This is a genomic window from Glycomyces halotolerans (assembly GCF_054779575.1).
The window spans coordinates 60665-76314 of the sequence record NZ_BAAGXZ010000013.1 but is presented as its reverse complement, the minus strand read 5'-3'; the positions used below and the strand labels follow the sequence as shown (position 1 = coordinate 76314).

General features: G+C 69.7%; 15 protein-coding genes and 1 tRNA gene. 7 read left to right on the top strand and 9 right to left on the bottom strand.

All coding sequences use genetic code 11. The annotated features are described in order from the left end of the window. Positions 1-16: 16 nt before the first annotated feature. Positions 17-1276 (top strand): MFS transporter, encoded by a 1260-nt coding sequence (locus ACYVL2_RS12540; protein ID WP_460543744.1) that lies wholly within the window; start codon positions 17-19, stop codon positions 1274-1276. On the opposite strand, the gene ACYVL2_RS12535 is transcribed toward ACYVL2_RS12540, so the two are convergent. The 5 genes from ACYVL2_RS12535 to ACYVL2_RS12515 form a co-directional block, all read right to left on the bottom strand. Beyond that, a complete protein-coding gene (locus ACYVL2_RS12535; RefSeq protein ID WP_460543742.1) occupies positions 1264-2046 on the bottom strand; it encodes an SDR family NAD(P)-dependent oxidoreductase in 783 nt (260 codons plus the stop codon). The genes ACYVL2_RS12540 and ACYVL2_RS12535 overlap by 13 nt on opposite strands. 66 nt (positions 2047-2112) lie before the next feature. Continuing rightward, positions 2113-3876: an IucA/IucC family protein gene (locus ACYVL2_RS12530; RefSeq protein ID WP_460543740.1), complete on the bottom strand. Its 1764-nt coding sequence runs from the start codon at positions 3874-3876 to the stop codon at positions 2113-2115. Continuing rightward, positions 3873-4451 carry a GNAT family N-acetyltransferase gene (locus ACYVL2_RS12525; RefSeq protein WP_460543738.1) on the bottom strand — a complete coding sequence of 193 codons (579 nt, stop codon included), beginning with the start codon at positions 4449-4451 and terminating at the stop codon, positions 3873-3875. The genes ACYVL2_RS12530 and ACYVL2_RS12525 overlap by 4 nt, the downstream gene beginning before the upstream one ends. Next, positions 4448-5749 carry a lysine N(6)-hydroxylase/L-ornithine N(5)-oxygenase family protein gene (locus ACYVL2_RS12520; protein ID WP_460543736.1) on the bottom strand — a complete coding sequence of 434 codons (1302 nt, stop codon included), beginning with the start codon at positions 5747-5749 and terminating at the stop codon, positions 4448-4450. Before ACYVL2_RS12520 ends, ACYVL2_RS12525 begins: the two co-directional genes overlap by 4 nt. Then, positions 5750-7249: a pyridoxal phosphate-dependent decarboxylase family protein gene (locus tag ACYVL2_RS12515; RefSeq protein WP_460543734.1), complete on the bottom strand. Its 1500-nt coding sequence runs from the start codon at positions 7247-7249 to the stop codon at positions 5750-5752. 247 nt (positions 7250-7496) lie between these two features. On the opposite strand from ACYVL2_RS12515, the gene ACYVL2_RS12510 reads away from it, so the two are divergent. Both ACYVL2_RS12510 and ACYVL2_RS12505 read left to right on the top strand, forming a co-directional pair. Then, positions 7497-8402 (top strand): sulfotransferase family protein, encoded by a 906-nt coding sequence (locus ACYVL2_RS12510; RefSeq protein WP_460543732.1) that lies wholly within the window; start codon positions 7497-7499, stop codon positions 8400-8402. A gap of 267 nt (positions 8403-8669) precedes the next feature. Then, positions 8670-9875: an RNA-guided endonuclease InsQ/TnpB family protein gene (locus ACYVL2_RS12505; protein ID WP_460543730.1), complete on the top strand. Its 1206-nt coding sequence runs from the start codon at positions 8670-8672 to the stop codon at positions 9873-9875. Here ACYVL2_RS12505 and ACYVL2_RS12500 read toward each other — a convergent pair. From ACYVL2_RS12500 to ACYVL2_RS12490, 3 genes are all read right to left on the bottom strand, one after another. After that, positions 9802-10122 carry a hypothetical protein gene (locus ACYVL2_RS12500; protein ID WP_460543728.1) on the bottom strand — a complete coding sequence of 107 codons (321 nt, stop codon included), beginning with the start codon at positions 10120-10122 and terminating at the stop codon, positions 9802-9804. The two genes, ACYVL2_RS12505 and ACYVL2_RS12500, sit on opposite strands and share 74 nt — an antisense overlap. A 361-nt stretch (positions 10123-10483) precedes the next feature. Next, the gene (locus ACYVL2_RS12495; RefSeq protein WP_460543726.1) at positions 10484-11944 is read right to left on the bottom strand and encodes a class II fumarate hydratase; all 1461 of its coding nucleotides are present in this window, start codon (positions 11942-11944) and stop codon (positions 10484-10486) included. Positions 11945-12113: 169 nt separating this feature from the next. Then, complete coding sequence (locus ACYVL2_RS12490; RefSeq protein ID WP_460543724.1) at positions 12114-12455, bottom strand: hypothetical protein; 342 nt, start codon at positions 12453-12455, stop codon at positions 12114-12116. A 245-nt stretch (positions 12456-12700) separates the two neighbouring features. Here ACYVL2_RS12490 and ACYVL2_RS12485 point away from each other — a divergent pair, with 245 nt between their 5' ends. From ACYVL2_RS12485 to ACYVL2_RS12475, 3 genes are all read left to right on the top strand, one after another. Next, positions 12701-13405, top strand: a complete 705-nt coding sequence (locus ACYVL2_RS12485) for a hypothetical protein (protein WP_460543722.1) — start codon at positions 12701-12703, stop codon at positions 13403-13405. A 74-nt stretch (positions 13406-13479) separates the two neighbouring features. Then, on the top strand, positions 13480-14097 hold the full coding sequence (locus ACYVL2_RS12480) for a glyoxalase (RefSeq protein ID WP_460543720.1): 618 nt from the start codon (positions 13480-13482) through the stop codon (positions 14095-14097). Then, positions 14094-14894, top strand: coding sequence for a VOC family protein (locus tag ACYVL2_RS12475; RefSeq protein ID WP_460543718.1), 801 nt, complete (start codon positions 14094-14096; stop codon positions 14892-14894). Before ACYVL2_RS12480 ends, ACYVL2_RS12475 begins: the two co-directional genes overlap by 4 nt. A 59-nt stretch (positions 14895-14953) precedes the next feature. Here the strand turns inward: ACYVL2_RS12475 and ACYVL2_RS12470 are convergent. Beyond that, positions 14954-15026 (bottom strand) — tRNA-Asn (locus tag ACYVL2_RS12470). A gap of 251 nt (positions 15027-15277) precedes the next feature. Here ACYVL2_RS12470 and ACYVL2_RS12465 point away from each other — a divergent pair. Continuing rightward, positions 15278-15610, top strand: coding sequence for a YtxH domain-containing protein (locus tag ACYVL2_RS12465; RefSeq protein ID WP_460543716.1), 333 nt, complete (start codon positions 15278-15280; stop codon positions 15608-15610). Positions 15611-15650: the final 40 nt, after the last annotated feature.

Genomic DNA, 15650 nt, shown 5'->3' with positions numbered 1-15650 from the left:
AAAGGAAACCCCCCGGATGGCCACCACCACCGCGTCCCCGGACATAGCCGCACAGCAGCGGCGCACCCTCGGCGTCCTGTTCGGCTCCCAGGTCCTCGGCGGACTCGCCGTCGGCATCGGCGTCGCCGTCGGCGCCCTCCTCATCGAGGACCTCACCGGATCGAGCACCTACGCCGGCCTCGGGCAGAGCCTGTTCGTCGGCGGCTCGGCACTGGTGGTCATCCCCGCCGTCCGCATCACCGAGCGCTTCGGACGACGCGGCGGACTCGTCTTCGGGTACGCCTGCGCCGTCGCCGGCGTCCTCGTCGTCATCGGCGCGATCCACCTGCAGGCCGCCGCAATCGTCGTCACCGGCTACTTCCTGCTCGGCAGCGCCTCCTACGCCGGTCTCCAGTCCCGCTACGCCGCCGCCGACCTCTCCCCGGTCGGCAAACGCGGTTCGCACCTGTCGCTGATCCTGTGGGCCACCACGATCGGCTCGGTCACCGGGCCGATGCTGGCGGCGCTGGCCAACAGCACCTGGCGCGAGTGGTTCGGCGGCCCCGACTACATCGGCACGATGGTCGCCATGGGCGGGCTGTGCCTGCTGACGTCGCTGCTCATCGCGGCGTTCCTGCGGCCCGACCCGCTGCTGACGGCCCGGGAGATCAGCGGCGAGACCCAGGCGCCGAAGCGGTCGGTCGCCGACGGCCTGCGCATGGCCCGCCGCAACCCCGACGTGCGCACCGGCGTCATCTCCGCCGCCCTCGGCCACTTCGTGATGGTCGGCGTCATGGCCATGACCTCGCTGCACATCCGGCACGGCATCGCGAGTCTCGACGAGGCCCTGACGATGGTCGGCATCGTCATCGGGCTGCACATCGGCGCGATGTACGCGCTGTCGCCGGTGTTCGGGCGTCTGGCCGACCGCTTCGGCCCCCGGCCGGTCCTGGTCGGCGGGGTGGCCATACTCGTGGCCGCGTGCGCCGTCGCCGGAACGGCCGGGCACGACCACGTGCGGCTGTCGATCGGGCTCATGCTCCTCGGTCTGGGCTGGTCGGCGATGACCGTCTCGGCGGCGACCCTCGTGACCGGAGCGGTGAGTCCGGCCGAGCGGCCCTCGACGCAGGGCTTCTCCGACATGGTCATGGGCCTGGCGGCGATGGTCGCCGGGGTCGCCTCGGGGCCGATCGTCGAATACCTCGGCTACGGCGTGCTCAACCTGTGCTGCGCGATCGCCGCGCTCGTGGTCGTGCCGTTCATCCTCGGCAAGACGAGCGTGCCTCAGTACCCGTAGGCGGTCGGCGCGTTCTGGCCGGCGTCGACGGGGACGACCGCGCCGTTGATCGCCGCGGACCCGTCCGAGAGCAGGAACGCGATCACCGTGGCCACATCGGACGGGTCCACGAGCTCCCCGGCGGGGAACTCCCGCTGGAACCTGGCGTACCGCTCGGGGTCGTCGCGGCGCATGCGGTCCCAGGCCCGGTCGGGCACCAGCATCGAGCCTGGCGCGACGGCGTTGACCCGCACGCCGTGCACGCCGAGCTCCTGGGCCAGGATCGCGGCGGCGTGGTTCAGCGCGGCCTTCGTCGCCCCGTACGTCAGACCGGGCGCGGGCTTGGTCCCGGAGATCGAGGAGACCAGGACCGCGGAGCCCTTGGTGCGCTTGAGCTGCGGCGTCGACGCTCGCAGGGCCGTCATCGCGCCGACGAGGTTGACGCCCAAGGTGTACTGCCAGTCGAGCGGCGAGGTGTCCTTGAGGTGGGTGCCGCGCGCGCCGCCGACGTTGGCCACGATGCCGCTGAAGTCGCCGAGCCGCTTGCCGGCCTCGGTCACGAACTCGACGAGCGTCTGCTCATCGGCCACGTCGAGCTGCCGAGTGAACACCGGCACCTCGAACTCCTTGCGGAGCCGCTCGGCGACCTCGTTGAGCGGCGCGGCGTTGCGCGCGCACAGTGCCAGGGGAGCGCCGGTGGAGGCGAGCAGGGTGGCCGTCGCCAGGCCGAGGCCGTGGCTCGCGCCGGTGATGAGGACGGGCCTGTCGGAGAAATCGAAATCATAGTTCACCTTCCCATCATGGCCCGCCGTGTCACATCCGAACGGAACGTGCCGCATCGAGTGGGCGTCCCTGCCTCAGCGCCACTCGGCGAGCGGATTCTCCAGTCTCCCCGCGTAGATCAGGCTCTCCTCCTGGTTCTCCAGATCCACCATCTGCTTGTTGTTCTTCAGCTGCAGGCGGTTCAGGCACGACAGCGGGAACTCCTCGGCGAACAGGTCGTACCTCGCGAATCGCTCGGCCAGTTCCGGGTGCTCGGCCTGGTACCGCCGCAGCACGCCCGCCGTCACCGCCCAGAACTCCCGCTCGTCCAACACGCCGTCGGTGTGCAGGATCGCGGCCAGGAACCGCAGGAAGCAGTCCACGACATCGGTCAGGATCGACAGCGACGCCACCTCGTCGGGCACCTGGGCGCGGATCCGCTCGGCCTCCTGCGGCACCGGCGTCGACGCGTTCAGGACCGCGACCTCTTCGCCGATGTCCTTGAGGAACACCCGCTCGACCGCGCCGTCCTTCAGCACCAGGATCACATTCTCACCGTGCGGCATGACCACCAGCCCGTACCGGTACAGGCAGTGCGCCAGCGGCACCAGGTACGCCCGCAGATACCGCTCCAGCCACTCGACCGCGCCCAGACCCGAACGCTCGATGAGCGCCGAGGCGAACGGCCGTCCTGCGGTGTCGACGTGGAGCAGTGAGGCCATCGTGGCCGCGCGCTCGCCTTCGCCCAGCCGCGGCACCGGGCTCTCGCGCCACAGCGCCGCCAGCATCTTCCGGTACGGCGAGCCCTTCGGCGCGCTCGCGGTGTAGGCCGGGTGCCGGTAGCCGACCGCGGCCCGCTCCCGCAGCACCGTCACCCCGGTCTTCTCCAGCACCGGGTCGCCGTGGACGAGACCGGCCACGAACTCGTTGATCGCGGGGGTGACCTCCATGTACTCGGTCGACAGGCCCCGCATGAACCCCATGTTCAGCACCGACAGGGCCGTCTTGACGTAGTCGGACTCGGGCCTTGAGCGGTTGAAGAACGTCCGGATCGACTGCTGCGCCTGGTATTCGTCGTTCGATTCGCCGAGGGGGATCAAGCGCCCCTCGGCCACCTCGGCCGCGAACGTCGTGGAGATCTTGTTGTGCCACTGCCACGGGTGCACCGGGATCAGGTGCACGTCCTCGAATCCGAGGCCGCGTTCGGCCAGCACCGCCGCGAAGCGCTCTCTCGCGTCTCGGTCGAGCTGCGTCTCGATCAGCCAGTCGGCGTCGAGCTCCGGTGCGGCCGTGAACATCGCGTGCCGGCGCGGCGCGGCCAGCCACAGCAGTCGCACTCCTCGTCCCGTCTCGGGCGCATAGGCGAGGTAGTCGGACGAGGTGAATCCCAGCCGCCCGGACCCGGCCACGAAGCAGGGGTGCCCGCCGGTCATGGCCGCCTCGATCGCCTGGAAGTCGGCCTCGACCAGTTCCTCGGCGGTCGGTTGCGGCTCGGCGAGCTGGTAGGCCCCGCGGTTGAGGGTGCTCGCGACCTCCTCGAGGTAGACCGGCAGGATCTCGTCGCTCAGGCCGAGCTCGTCCTTGAACGAGACGAAGAACGCGGCCGCGTCCAGCTCCAGCGGCTCGCCGTCGAGACTCTCGCGGGTCAGCGACGCCGCCTCGACCGCCCAGTGGTCGAGCGCCAGCCGCGCGGCCTTGAACAGGTACCGGTCGCTCTTCCCGGCCAGGACGCACCGGTCGCCGAGTCGCACCGGAGCGAGCAGCCGCTCGTGCGCGAACTCGCCGATGGCCTTGGCCAGCAGGCGCCTGGTCGCCTCGCGCCAGTGCTCGCGCCTGAGGTGGTCGGTCGGTCCGGTCACGGCCTGGCTCCTCTCGCCTCGGAGTGTTCGAAGTCGGTCAAGGCGCAGAAGCTCAGCAGCGCCTGCTTGTCCGGCAGCCGCACCGTCTTGTCGGGGCGGAAGCCGACGTACTCGTTGAGCCGGTGGATCGGGGTGTTCTCGGCATCGGGTTCGACCACGACGCGCCTTGCGCCGAAGCCGTCGAACAGCAGGTGCATGACGGCGGACATGACCCCCCGCGTGAACCCGGGGATCGGCCGGTCGGTCGGGGCGGTGAGGACGTGCATGCCCATGTCGCCCTCCCTGACGTCGTAGACGTCGGCCAGCTCCGAATGCGCCGGGTCGTAGACCTCGGCCAGGAACCGGGCCCGGTACTGGAACAGCCCGACGTAGGCGAAGTGGTGCTCGCTGGCCTCGATCTGCTCGTGCTCGCGCAGCACGTCGGTGACGGTCGCCTCGGACATCATCCAGTAGACGGCCTTCGGATGCGTCACCCACTCGTGCAGCAGCGGCGCGTCGGTCGGCGGGTCGACCAGGCGCATGCCGAAGTCGCCGAGACGGTCGTGCATGAAGTAGAAGGACCCTGGAGCCTTCACGATTCGGTCACCTCCGGTGCGGCGAATTCCTGGAACGCGATGCGGCGTTCGATCGGGTAGACCTCGCGGCCGGTCATGGCCCGGATGATCCACGAGTTGCGGTAGGCGGCCATGCCGAGGTCGGGCGTGACGAAGCCGTGGGTGCCCAGTTCGGCGTTCTGCACGAACACCTCCCCGCGTCCGGCGGCGTCGACGCTGTAGTCCCTGCGGGCCTCCAGACGCCCGGCCGCGTCGAAGCGCAGCCGTTCACGGACGCCGTCGAGGAACGCCGGAACCCGGTAGGCGTAACCGGTGGCCAGCACCAGTCCCTCGGTGCGCAGCTCGAAGTCGCGGTCCTGCTCGTGCTGCCGGATGCCGAGCCGGAACCCCTCGCCCTCGGCGGCCTTCTCGACGGTGCAGTTGGTGAACAGCCGCGTCGGCACCGAGCCGTGCGCGAACCGCTTCTGGTACAGCAGGTCGTAGATCTCGTCGATGAGCTCGGAGTTGATGCCCTTGTACAGTCCCTTGTGGGCCGCGTTGAGCTCGTCGCGCTTCGCGCCCGGCAGCGCGTTGAAGTAGTCGACGTAGTCGGGGCTGGTCATCTCGAGGGTCAGCTTGGTGTACTCCAGCGGGAAGAACCGCGGCGAACGGGTCACCCAGTTCAGCTCGTACCCGCCGGTATCGATGTCCGACAGCAGGTCCCGGTAGACCTCGGCGGCGCTCTGGCCGGAGCCGACGACGGTCACGCTGCCGCATTCGCGCAGCCGCTCCCGGTGCTCCAGGTACGAGGAGGCGTGGCATACCGTCTCGCCGCGCAGTTCCCGGCATGCCGGCGGCACCCACGGCGGGGTGCCGGTGCCGAGCACGAGCCTGCGGCCCCAATGGACCTCCTCGCCGCCCGGCCCGGTGCCGCGAACCGCGTACGCCTCGCGCCCGCCGTCCCATTCGACCGCCGTCACCTCGCACTCGAAGCGGAGGTTGCCGAGTTTCGCGGCCGCCCAGCGCAGGTAGTCCTGGAACTCGCCGCGCAGCGGGAAGAACGACTCGCGGATGTAGAACGGGTAGATCCGCTCGTTCTCCTTGAGGTAGTTCAGGAACGAGTACGGCGAGGTCGGGTCCGCCAGGGTCACCAGGTCGGCCATGAACGGCACCTGCATGGTGGTGCCCTCGATGAGCATGCCGGGATGCCAGTCGACGTTCGGTTTGCGTTCGAGGAAGACCCCGTCGAGCCCGTCGATCGGGTCGGTCAGGCAGGCCAGGCCGAGGTTGAACGGCCCCAGGCCGATGCCGATGAAGTCGTGCGTTCGCCGGTCGCCCATCTATGCCTCCTGGGGCTGCGCGCGGCGGGCCAGCGCGTCGAGGACGGGGACGACGTCGTCGAGGGTCGTCTCGGGGTTGAGCAGCGTCAGCTTGAGGGCCGTGCGTCCCTCCACCCGGGTCGCGGCGACCATGCCCTCCCCGGCGGCGGCGATGGCGGCCCTGGCGCGCCTCTGGGCCTCGTCGTCGCCGCCGCGGAGCCGGAACAGCACCGTGGACAGTTCGGAGGCCGGTGCGGCCGTCTCGAACCGCGGGTCGTTCCGCAGGTGCTCCCAGACTTCGGCGGCGAGGTCGCAGACGCGGTCGAACATGGCGCCGATGGTGTCGGGCCCAAAGGCTCGCAAGGTCATCCACAGCTTCAGCGCGTCGAGGCGCCTGGTGGTCTGGAGGCTCTTGTCGACCTGGTTCGGCAGCGCGGCCCCGGCCGGGTTGAGGTAGTCGGCGTGGTGGGTGACGTGCCGCAGCGACGCCCGGTCGCGCACGAGGACCGCCGAGGAGCTGACCGGCTGGAAGAACGACTTGTGGTAGTCCACGGTGACCGAGTCGGCGCGTTCGACGCCGTCGATGAGGCCGCGCCGTGTCGGGGAGACGAGCAGACCGCAGCCGTAGGCCGCGTCGACGTGGAACCAGACTTCGTGCGCCGCACAGACTTCGGCGATCGGTGCGAGCGGGTCGATGGCGCCGTGGTCGGTGGTGCCCGCGGTGGCGATGACGGCCGCCGGGACGTGGCCGTCGTCGACGCACCGGGTCAGCGCCTCGTCGAGGGCGACCGGGTCCATGCGGAAGCGCCGGTCGGCCGGGACGGTGACGACGGCGTCCTCGCCGAGGCCGAGCAGTCTGGCGGCCTTGACGACGCTGAAGTGCGTGTGGGGGGAGGCGAAGAGCCGCAGGCGGGGGAGCGCCTCGACGTCGCGCAGCGGTTCGGCGCTGTTCTTGACGACCGTCTCGACGGCTTCGTCGCGGGCCAGCAGGAGGGCCTGGAGGTTCGACTGGGTGCCGCCGGAGGTGAAGACGCCGTCTGCGTCGGGGCCGAGGCCGATCCTCGCTGCGGTCCAGGCGATGAGGCGCTGCTCGATGAGGGTGCCGCCGGCGCTCTGGTCCCAGGTGTCCACAGAGGTGTTGACGGCGGCCAGGACCGTTTCGGCGGCGACGGCCGGGAGCGCGACTGGGCAGTTGAGGTGCGCCAGGTAGCGGGGGTGGTGGAACCAGACCGCGTCGCGGAGGTACAGCTCGCCGATCTCGTCGAGGGCGTCGTCGAACCCGCCGAGCGGACGGTCGAGGTCGACCGCGTCGACGGCCGGCCGAAGCGCGTTCGGGGCGATGCCGGTGGTCGGGGAGTCGACCGTGGCGAAGCGTTCGGCGATGCGCTGCGACACGGTCGCGATGAGGCTCCGATAGGCGTCGGCCGAGTCGCGGCCCAATAGGACCGGCGTTCCGAGCGCCTCCGGCGGATCCGTTGGCGGAGAGGCGGGGCGGCCGAAATCGGCGGCGCTGGTCAGCACTGAGTTACGTCCTTTCGTTGCCGGGCCGGTCGCGGACACCGGTGGGAAACGCAGGTTAGCCTAACCTAATTTCAAGATCAAAGAAAGGCGTCCTCCCAGAGCGTGATGTTCTCCACTGGACGGGAGGGAAAGCCGCAAGATCGTTTCCTTGCGCGAAGCGCCCGCCGCTCGTAACGTACGTGGCAACGGTCAATGCTCGCAAACCAGGACCGTCCACCCGTATCGCTCCGCCGCAAGGAGTCCCGTCGTGACCACCGCGCCCCCCGTCCGCTACCGCAACCTCCTGATGGACAGCTCCCGCTGGGACGCCATCGAACTGCGCGAAGGCGACATCGTCGTCTCCACTCCCGCCAAATGCGGCACCACCTGGACGCAGATCATCTGCGCCCTACTGGTGTTCGGCAAACCCGAGCTTCCCGCCCCGCTCGACGACCTCACCGTCTGGCCCGACTCCTACTTCCACCCCCTCGACGACGTCAAGGCCGCATTGGAGGCCCAGACCCATCGGCGGTTCCTCAAGTCCCACACGCCCCTCGACGGCCTGCCCTGGGACGAGCGCGTCACCTACATCAGCATCGGCCGCGACCCCCGCGACGTCGGCATCTCCCTCGACAACCACCTCGCCAACACCGACTGGGAACGCCTGAACGCCCTCCGCGAGGCCGCCATCGGCCCCGACGCGGTCGACGCCACCGAAGCCGCGCCGCCGCCCGCGCCGACCCTCTACGAGCGCCTGTGGAACTGGATCGGCGGCGACGACGACCTCTTCAGCCTCCAGGCCATGCTCGCCCACCTCCAAGGCTTCTGGGAGCGCCGAGACCGGTCCAACGTCGTCCTGCTGCACTACGACGAGCTCAAGACCGACCTCGACGGGCAGATGCGCGCCCTCGCGGCGAGGCTGGGCATCGAGATCGGCGAGCAGGTCTGGCCGGAGCTGGTCCGCGCCGCCACGTTCGACCAGGTGCGCGGCAACGCCGAGACGCTCGCGCCCGAGGGCACGATCTGGAAGGACAAGGCCGAGTTCTTCCACAAAGGCTCCAGCGGCCAGTGGAGGGACCTGTTCGGCCCCGACGACCTCGAACGCTACCGAGCCCGCGTCGCCGAGCTGACCGGCCCGGAACTCGCCGCATGGCTCCACCGGGGACCGCTCTGACCCTCAAGCGCCGATCCAGTCCTCGACGACCTCGGTCGTCGTCTCCGGCGAGACCCGCTGGAGAGTCGGTGGTCAGCGGCGTTCGGCGATGAGTTTCAGCTGGTTTCCCGAAGGATCCCCGGCGGTTCACCGCCGGGAGGAATTCGGGGCGATGCTCGCTCGCCGTCCCGCGAAGCGGGATTGTGAGCAACGAGTGACCGTGATGACGCCGATAGGTCCGGATCGGTGTCGGTGTTCTTGTCGGACCCGACTTCTAATCTGGTGCTTGTGGGCAAGCAGGTCGTGCAGGTGAAGCTGGTGCCGACACCGGAACAGGCGCAGGCGCTGGCGGCGACGCTGCGCGCGATCAACGAGGCCGCGAACTGGGCCTCGGCTGTGGCCTTCGCGCACGGTGTGCCGCGGGAGTACGCGCTGCGCCAGCACACCTACACCGAGCTGAAGGCCCGCGGGCTCGGCTCCCAGATCGCGCAGCTGGTCATCAAGAAGACCTGCCACGCCTACGCCACCATCGCCGGACTGATCAATGCCGGTCGGTTGCACGGCAGACGCGCCCGGAAAGCCCAATCGAAGCCGGTCGCGTTCCGTCCGGATGCCGCCCAAGCCTTCGACGACCGGTGCCTGTCGTGGCAGCACGAGGCCCGCACGGTCTCGATCTGGACACTCGATGGGCGGATGCGGGGCATCGCCTTCACCGGCCACCCCGACCACCTCAAGACACTCGAAGACCACCGCAAAGGTGAATCTGACCTGGTCTACCGAGACGGGAACTGGTACCTGGCCGCGACCGTCGAAGTCGCCGACGCCGAAGCCAATACCGACCCGGCCGATTTTCTTGGTGTGGATATGGGCATCGTCAATATCGCCACCAGCTCCGATGGCGACAACTACGCCGGGGCCGGGCTGCGGCGCTACCGCAGGCGGATGGCGAAAGTCCGCGCCGAGTTGCAGGCCAAGGCGACCAAGTCGGCGAAGAAGAAGCTCAAAGCCCGCGCACGGCGCGAAGCCCGTGCGATCAAGGACAACAACCACAGGATCGCGAAGCAGCTTGTCGCGAAGGCTGAACGCACCGGTCGCGGTATCGGCATCGAAGATCTTGCCGGTATCCGTGACCGGGTACGGCTCCCAGCCGCTCAGCGAGGCGAGTTGAACGCGTGGTCCTTTTATCAGCTCCGGGCCTTCATCGCCTATAAAGCGAAGCGGGCCGGGGTGCCGGTGGTGACCGTCGATGCGAGGAACACCTCGCGGCGGTGCCCGCTGTGCGGGCACACCGCCAAGCACAATCGACCCACACGTGATGATTTTGCCTGTCGGGGGTGCGGACTCGCTGGGCCCGCCGACCAGGTAGCCGCGGTCAACGTCCGTGACCGCGCACGCACGACTTGGGCTGTCGTCAACCAGCCTAATGTTGCCGATACACCGCAGCCGACGGTGGGCACGAGCGACAAGCCACGGACTTCAACCCGTGGCAGTTGACGCTGTCGTCGTAGAGGCGGCGCCGGCGTTCCTCGTCGTAGCTCGCCTCCGAGGTGGCGGCGATCCTGCCGTGCCGCAGGTGTGATCCGGTCGGCACCGCGTCGGCGCCGACGGCCAGGCGTACCAGGTGGCGGGCCGACCGCTTCGGCGTGCTCGCGAACGGCAGCGCGCTGAAGGGGCGGGCGATGGTGTTCCATGCCAGGCGCGCGGCCGAGGGGAAGTCGCGGGCGAGGCCGGTCCCAGGCATGAGGCCGGGGTCGTAGTCATAGGCGCACTCCGCGCGATCGCGGCCGCATGGCCGCATGGCCGCATGGCCGCACCCGAGGGACTACATGCTCACCTTCGTGCGCGTAGTGGCCGAATCCGAGGAACTGCGAGCACGCGAACTCGCCAAGCGCTCCGACATGCGCCGGTACCTCTACAACGCGCTCGCCGCCAAGCGCGGCGACGACTCCGCCGAAGAGCGCCGCCTGTGGTCGGTCCTGGCCGTGACCCTGTTCTTCCTCGCCCTCGACTCCTGGCTCGAGGAAGGCGGCGACTTCACCGGCCACATCGACCGCGTCGTCGCCATGGCCCACAGTGGATTCTCAGTCACCGACCGGTCCCGATTACCGATCGAGGCCCAGATCGCGGCGAGGGTCGCCGACCATCGTCGCGGGGTCGACGATGCGGTCGAAGTCGGCCGCGTCCACCCCCATCGCCACAGCCGCCTCACGCAGCGTCGTGCCCTCGTGATCGGCCTTGTGCGCGATCGCCGAGGCCCTGTCGTAGCCGATGTGCGGACTCAGTGCCGTGACCAGCATCAGCGAACGCCCCACCGAGTCGGCGATCTGGTCGCCGTCGAGCTCGGTGCCCTCGACGCTGAAGACCCGGAGATTCTCAGCGGCGTCGCCGAGAATCCGGGCCGAATGCAGCACGTTGTCGACCACGACCGGGCGCATCGCGTTGAGCTGGAAGTCGCCCTGCGCGCCGGCCGCCGCGACGATCGAGTCCTCGCCCATCACCTGCAGGCACACCATCACCGTCGCCTCCTGCTGCGCCGGATTCACCTTGCCGGGCATGATCGACGACCCCGGCTCATTGGCCGGCAGCCTGAGCTCGTGCAGCCCGGCACGCGGTCCCGATGCCAGCCAGCGCATGTCGTTGGCGACCTTCATCAACGCCACCGCGACGCCGCGAAGCCCGGCGCTGACGGCGACCATGCCGTCGAGCGAGCCCTGAGCGGCGAACTTGTTCGACGCGGTCGCCAGCGGCAGATCGGTCAACTCCGCGAGCTTCGCAGCGATCGCCTCCCCGAAACCGGGCGAGGTGCCCAGGCCCGTGCCGACGGCGGTACCGCCGGCCGCGAGCTCATGGACCGCCTCCAGCGAGCCCTCCAGCCTGCTGCTCGCGTCCCGCAGCTGCGCCGCCCAGCCCGACCACTCCTGGCCGACGGTCAGGGGCGTCGCGTCCTGCAGGTGCGTGCGCCCGATCTTGACGACGTCGACCCACCGCTCGGCGCGCTCGCGGATCGCATCGGCGAGCGCACGAAGCTGCGGCAGCGTCCGGTCCCGGACGGCCAGCAGCGTCGCGATGTGCATGGCGGTCGGGAACGTGTCGTTCGTCGACTGCCCGAGGTTCACGTGGTCGTTGGGGTGCACCGGTTCCTTGCTGCCGAGCTCGCCGCCGAGCAGCTGACTGGCCCGATTGGCGATCACCTCGTTGACGTTCATGTTCGAGTGCGTCCCCGACCCGGTCTGCCACACATAGAGCGGGAACTCCGCGTCGAGGTCCCCGGCGATCACCTCGTCGGCGGCGGCGACGATCGCCTCGGCCAAGACCGCGTCGAGCCGGCCGCCCGCGGTGTTCACGAGCGCCGCCGCCTTCTTCACGAATCCGTAGGCCCGGTAGACCGCCACCGGCATCCGGTCGTCGCCGATCGAGAAATGGCGCAGCGAGCGCTGGGTCTGCGCCCCCCAGTAGTGCTCGGCGGGCACCTCGATGGAGCCCATCGAATCGCGCTCCACGCGTGTGCCGGTCTCGCCGGTGCCGACCGGCAGCGGACGCAGCTTGAACTTCCCGATCTCCATGACGCCACCTTGCCTCGGACGGGCCGCCGGCCATATCGCTTCCCGGACCGCCGAGCCTCCGAACCCGGCGGGATGCTTGGAGGATCGCACAGTTCCCTCCGAAGCGCTCACCGGTCCCGGCCATTCCCGAACCGGCGGTCGCCCGACTCACCGCCGCGAGTACCGCCGATCACCCGTCGGCGCGGTGCTCGGCGGTGACCTCGATCGGGCCGACAATGTGCCGGTTGAACTCCTCGAGGTCCTCGGCCGGCACCCAGAGCTCGAGAATGGTGCTGCCGCCGACCCGCCGGACCGGATAGCGCTCCGCGAAGACCCGCTCGACCTCGAACCGCGTCACGTACCCGACACCGTCGCGAGGCGCATTCCAGTCACGGGCGATCTTCGTCGCGTAGTCCTCGTTCAGGACCGGATAGAAGATCGGCTGCTCCGGCAGGCGAGGGGGCCAGGCGGTCCAACCCGACTCGCGGACGAGATCGAGCTCGGCGGGGCCGCACGGCCTCCAGAGGGACATCGTCTGAGGCTCGACTACCATGGCACGGCTCCGTTCTCGCAGGGGGACCAGCAGAGTTTTTCAGCTTGACCGCGAAAACGAAACCGGATTACGTTGGGATCGTGTCGAATCTGCTGCCTCACGACCTTGAGACCGCGATCGCCGCCGCGAGGGCCGGCAGGAAGCTCAAGTACCTGTACTTCTGGGGCCACACCGGTGGCAAAAGGGTTTGACCGCCGGACGCCAGGCGACGAGGATTCGCGTTCGTGACCACACCGAACCGGCGCATCGTCCAAGCCGCCGCGCGCAACAATGCCGCATGGTGCGCGGCGATGAGCCGATCTCACGGCACGGCGAGCGAATACGCAGCACACTTCTGGGCGGCTCCCACCCGCACACCCCTGTTCTATCCCGACGCTGTGACCCTGGCGCCCGGCGTCGAACCGGCCGCGCCGGCGGCGCTCATCGACACCGACTCGCCCGGCGCCTCGGTCAAGGACAGCTTCGCCGACCTCGACTTGCGCGAGGCCGGATTCGAGGTCCTGTTCGAGGCGCAGTGGATCCACCGCCCCGCGGGCCCGCCCGCGTCGCCGTCGGAGCTCGCACCGGCCGCGGTCGACGATGCGGCGGCCCTGCGCGAGTGGGCACTCGCCTGGGACGACGGCAACGCCGGCCTCTTCCGTCCCGCGCTGCTCGACGAACCGGACGTGTTCGTCATCGCCGGACGGTCCGCCGGTGGCACGGTGGCCGCCGGGGCGGTGGCCGTCCGCAGCGACGGGGTCGTCGGCGTCGCCAACGTGTTCGCACGCGACGGCGGCCCCGACCGGGCGTGGCCGGTCCTGCTCGAGGCGCTGCACCGGCGGTTCCCCGGCCTGCCGGTGGTGGGCTACGAGCACGGCGAGGCGCTCGAGGCCGCCGTCCGGCACGGCTTCGCGCCCGTCGGCCCCCTGCGGGTCTGGTCGCGCCGCTAGCGCCGCACATTTCAGTTCCATCAGGTCAGGAATCGAGAAGCGCGGGACCTGGGATCGGACATAGCGTGACCGGTATGACTTCCATCGAATCCGTAATCCTCGAGGCGGCCGATCCCGCGGCCGCCGCCGATTTCTACTCCGCCGCCTTCGGCCTGAAGAACAATGAGGTGCGCCTGCGCGCCTCGGACGCGCCCACGGCCGGATTCCGCGGGTTCACGCTCGGGATCACGGTCGCCCAGCCCGCCGACGTCAACGCGCTCGTCGACGCCGCGCTCGAGGCCGGCGCGACGTCGCTGAAACCCGCCGAGAAGTCGCTCTGGGGCTACGGCGGCTCGGTCCAGGCCCCCGACGGGGCGATCTGGACGGTGGCGTCCTCGAAGAAGAAGGACTCGGGTCCGGCCACGCGGCGGATCGAATCGATCACGCTTCTGCTCGGCGTCGAGGACGTGGCCGCGAGCAGGAAGTTCTACGTCGAGCACGGCCTGGAGGTCGCCAAGAGCTTCGGGCGCAAATACGTCGAGTTCGACACGCGATCGAGCCCGTTCGGTCTGGCGCTCTACGGGCGCCGTGCGTTGGCCAAGAACGCCGGGGTCGCCCCCGACGGCTCCGGTTCGCACCGGATCGTGGTCGCGAGCGACGCCGGTCCGTTCACCGACCCGGACGGGTTCGTCTGGGAAGGAGTCCAGTCATGACGTTCGCACTCGATCTGATCACCATCGCCGTGCCGGACGTGCGGGCCGCTCATGCGTTCTACACCGCCGCTTTCTCGCCGTCCGACGTCGCCGACCACGGCGGCTGGGTCGACCTCGACCTGCACGGCACCGGGCACATCGGCCTGTACGGGACCGACGACCTCGCCGCCGAGACCGGCGCCGAACCGGCGACCTCGCGCTTCGGCGGCGCCGTGCTCTCGGTCGTCGTCGACCAGCCCAGCGAGGTCGAAGCCCTGGTCGCGTCCGCCGCCGAGCAGGGCGCCGAGATCCTCAAACCCGCGAAGAAGGGCTTCTTCGGCGGCTTCTCGGCGGTGTACCGGGCACCGGACGGAGCGGTCTGGAAACTCGCGGCGCCGACGAAGAAGGACACCGGCCCGGCCGCCTCGCCTCCTGCGCCGACCGAGACCGCGGTGTTCCTCGGCGTCGCCGATCCGCAGACCTCCAAGGCCTTCTACGAGGCGCTCGGCATGACCGTCGACCGCGACTACGGCGACAAGTTCGTCGACTTCACCATCGAGCCCGGCAAGTGCCGTCTGGGCCTGCTGCCGAGCCGGAGCCTGGCGAAGGACGCCGGGCTCGACGAGGAGACCGCCGCGAACCCGGCGGTCGTCTGCAACCGCACCGTCGCCTCCCGCGAGGAGGTCGACGCGGTCATGACGACCGCGGTCGAGGCCGGCGGCCGTGTCGAGATCGAGGCGGGGGAGCGGGACTGGGGCGGCTATTCGGGGCACTTCGCCGACCCCGACGGCTTCCTGTGGAAGATCGCCTGCGCGTGAGACGACGACGGCCTCCGACTCGGGATGTCCCGCGGTCGGAGGCCGTCACTCGCTGTCAGCTCCCCGAGTTGGACTCGAACCAACAACCCTTCGATTAACAGTCGAATGCTCTGCCAATTGAGCTATCGGGGAAGGCAGTCGCCGCGACTGGCGCCGGGGCGAACCGGGTACGAGAGTACAGGAGCCGCACGGTCACGCGCCAGCGGGGTCGGTGTGGTCCTCGTCGTTGCCGAGGGCGGTATGCGAAGTCTTTTCGGTGCCGTTCGGACGTGACACCCCGGGGCCGGTTTCCGTCATGGACTATCGGGGAACCCTTTCATGAGGCAGAATGGCCCCTATAAGCGAAAGCGCTGATTTACGGCTGCTAGCCGGGGGAGGCATCCATGCGCAAATGGTATTTCGTGGCCGGTTTCGGAATCGGCTACGTCCTGGGCGCGAAGGCGGGCCGGGAACGCTACGACCAGATCGTCGGGTGGACCAGGCAGTTCACCGGGAACGACCGGGTCCAGCAGGTCGCGACCTCGGTCCGGGAGCAGGCGGAGAAAGCCGCCGGCGCCGCACAGGACAAGTTCAAGGACACCAGGTTCGGCGACATCGTGAAGGGCATGTCCGCCGGTGACGAACCCCCCAAGGCGGAGCCGTGGGACTCCGCGGGAGTCACCACACCGGCCCGCAGCGAGCGAGAACTGAGGGAAGAAGCCCCGCCCGGGTTCTAGTCCGTACGAGTGAGTCGGCGGGCGAGGTCCCAGACCTCGC

Bases quoted from the DNA above. Each gene is read 5' to 3' on its own strand.
- ACYVL2_RS12475 (WP_460543718.1), top strand. From the start codon at position 14,094: ATGACGTTCGCACTCGATCTGATCACCATCGCCGTGCCGGACGTGCGG.
- ACYVL2_RS12540 (WP_460543744.1), top strand. From the start codon at position 17: ATGGCCACCACCACCGCGTCCCCGGACATAGCCGCACAGCAGCGGCGC.
- ACYVL2_RS12495 (WP_460543726.1), bottom strand. From the start codon at position 11,944: ATGGAGATCGGGAAGTTCAAGCTGCGTCCGCTGCCGGTCGGCACCGGC.
- ACYVL2_RS12465 (WP_460543716.1), top strand. From the start codon at position 15,278: ATGCGCAAATGGTATTTCGTGGCCGGTTTCGGAATCGGCTACGTCCTG.
- ACYVL2_RS12490 (WP_460543724.1), bottom strand. From the start codon at position 12,455: ATGTCCCTCTGGAGGCCGTGCGGCCCCGCCGAGCTCGATCTCGTCCGC.
- ACYVL2_RS12480 (WP_460543720.1), top strand. From the start codon at position 13,480: ATGACTTCCATCGAATCCGTAATCCTCGAGGCGGCCGATCCCGCGGCC.
- ACYVL2_RS12500 (WP_460543728.1), bottom strand. From the start codon at position 10,122: ATGCCTGGGACCGGCCTCGCCCGCGACTTCCCCTCGGCCGCGCGCCTG.
- ACYVL2_RS12520 (WP_460543736.1), bottom strand. From the start codon at position 5,749: ATGGGCGACCGGCGAACGCACGACTTCATCGGCATCGGCCTGGGGCCG.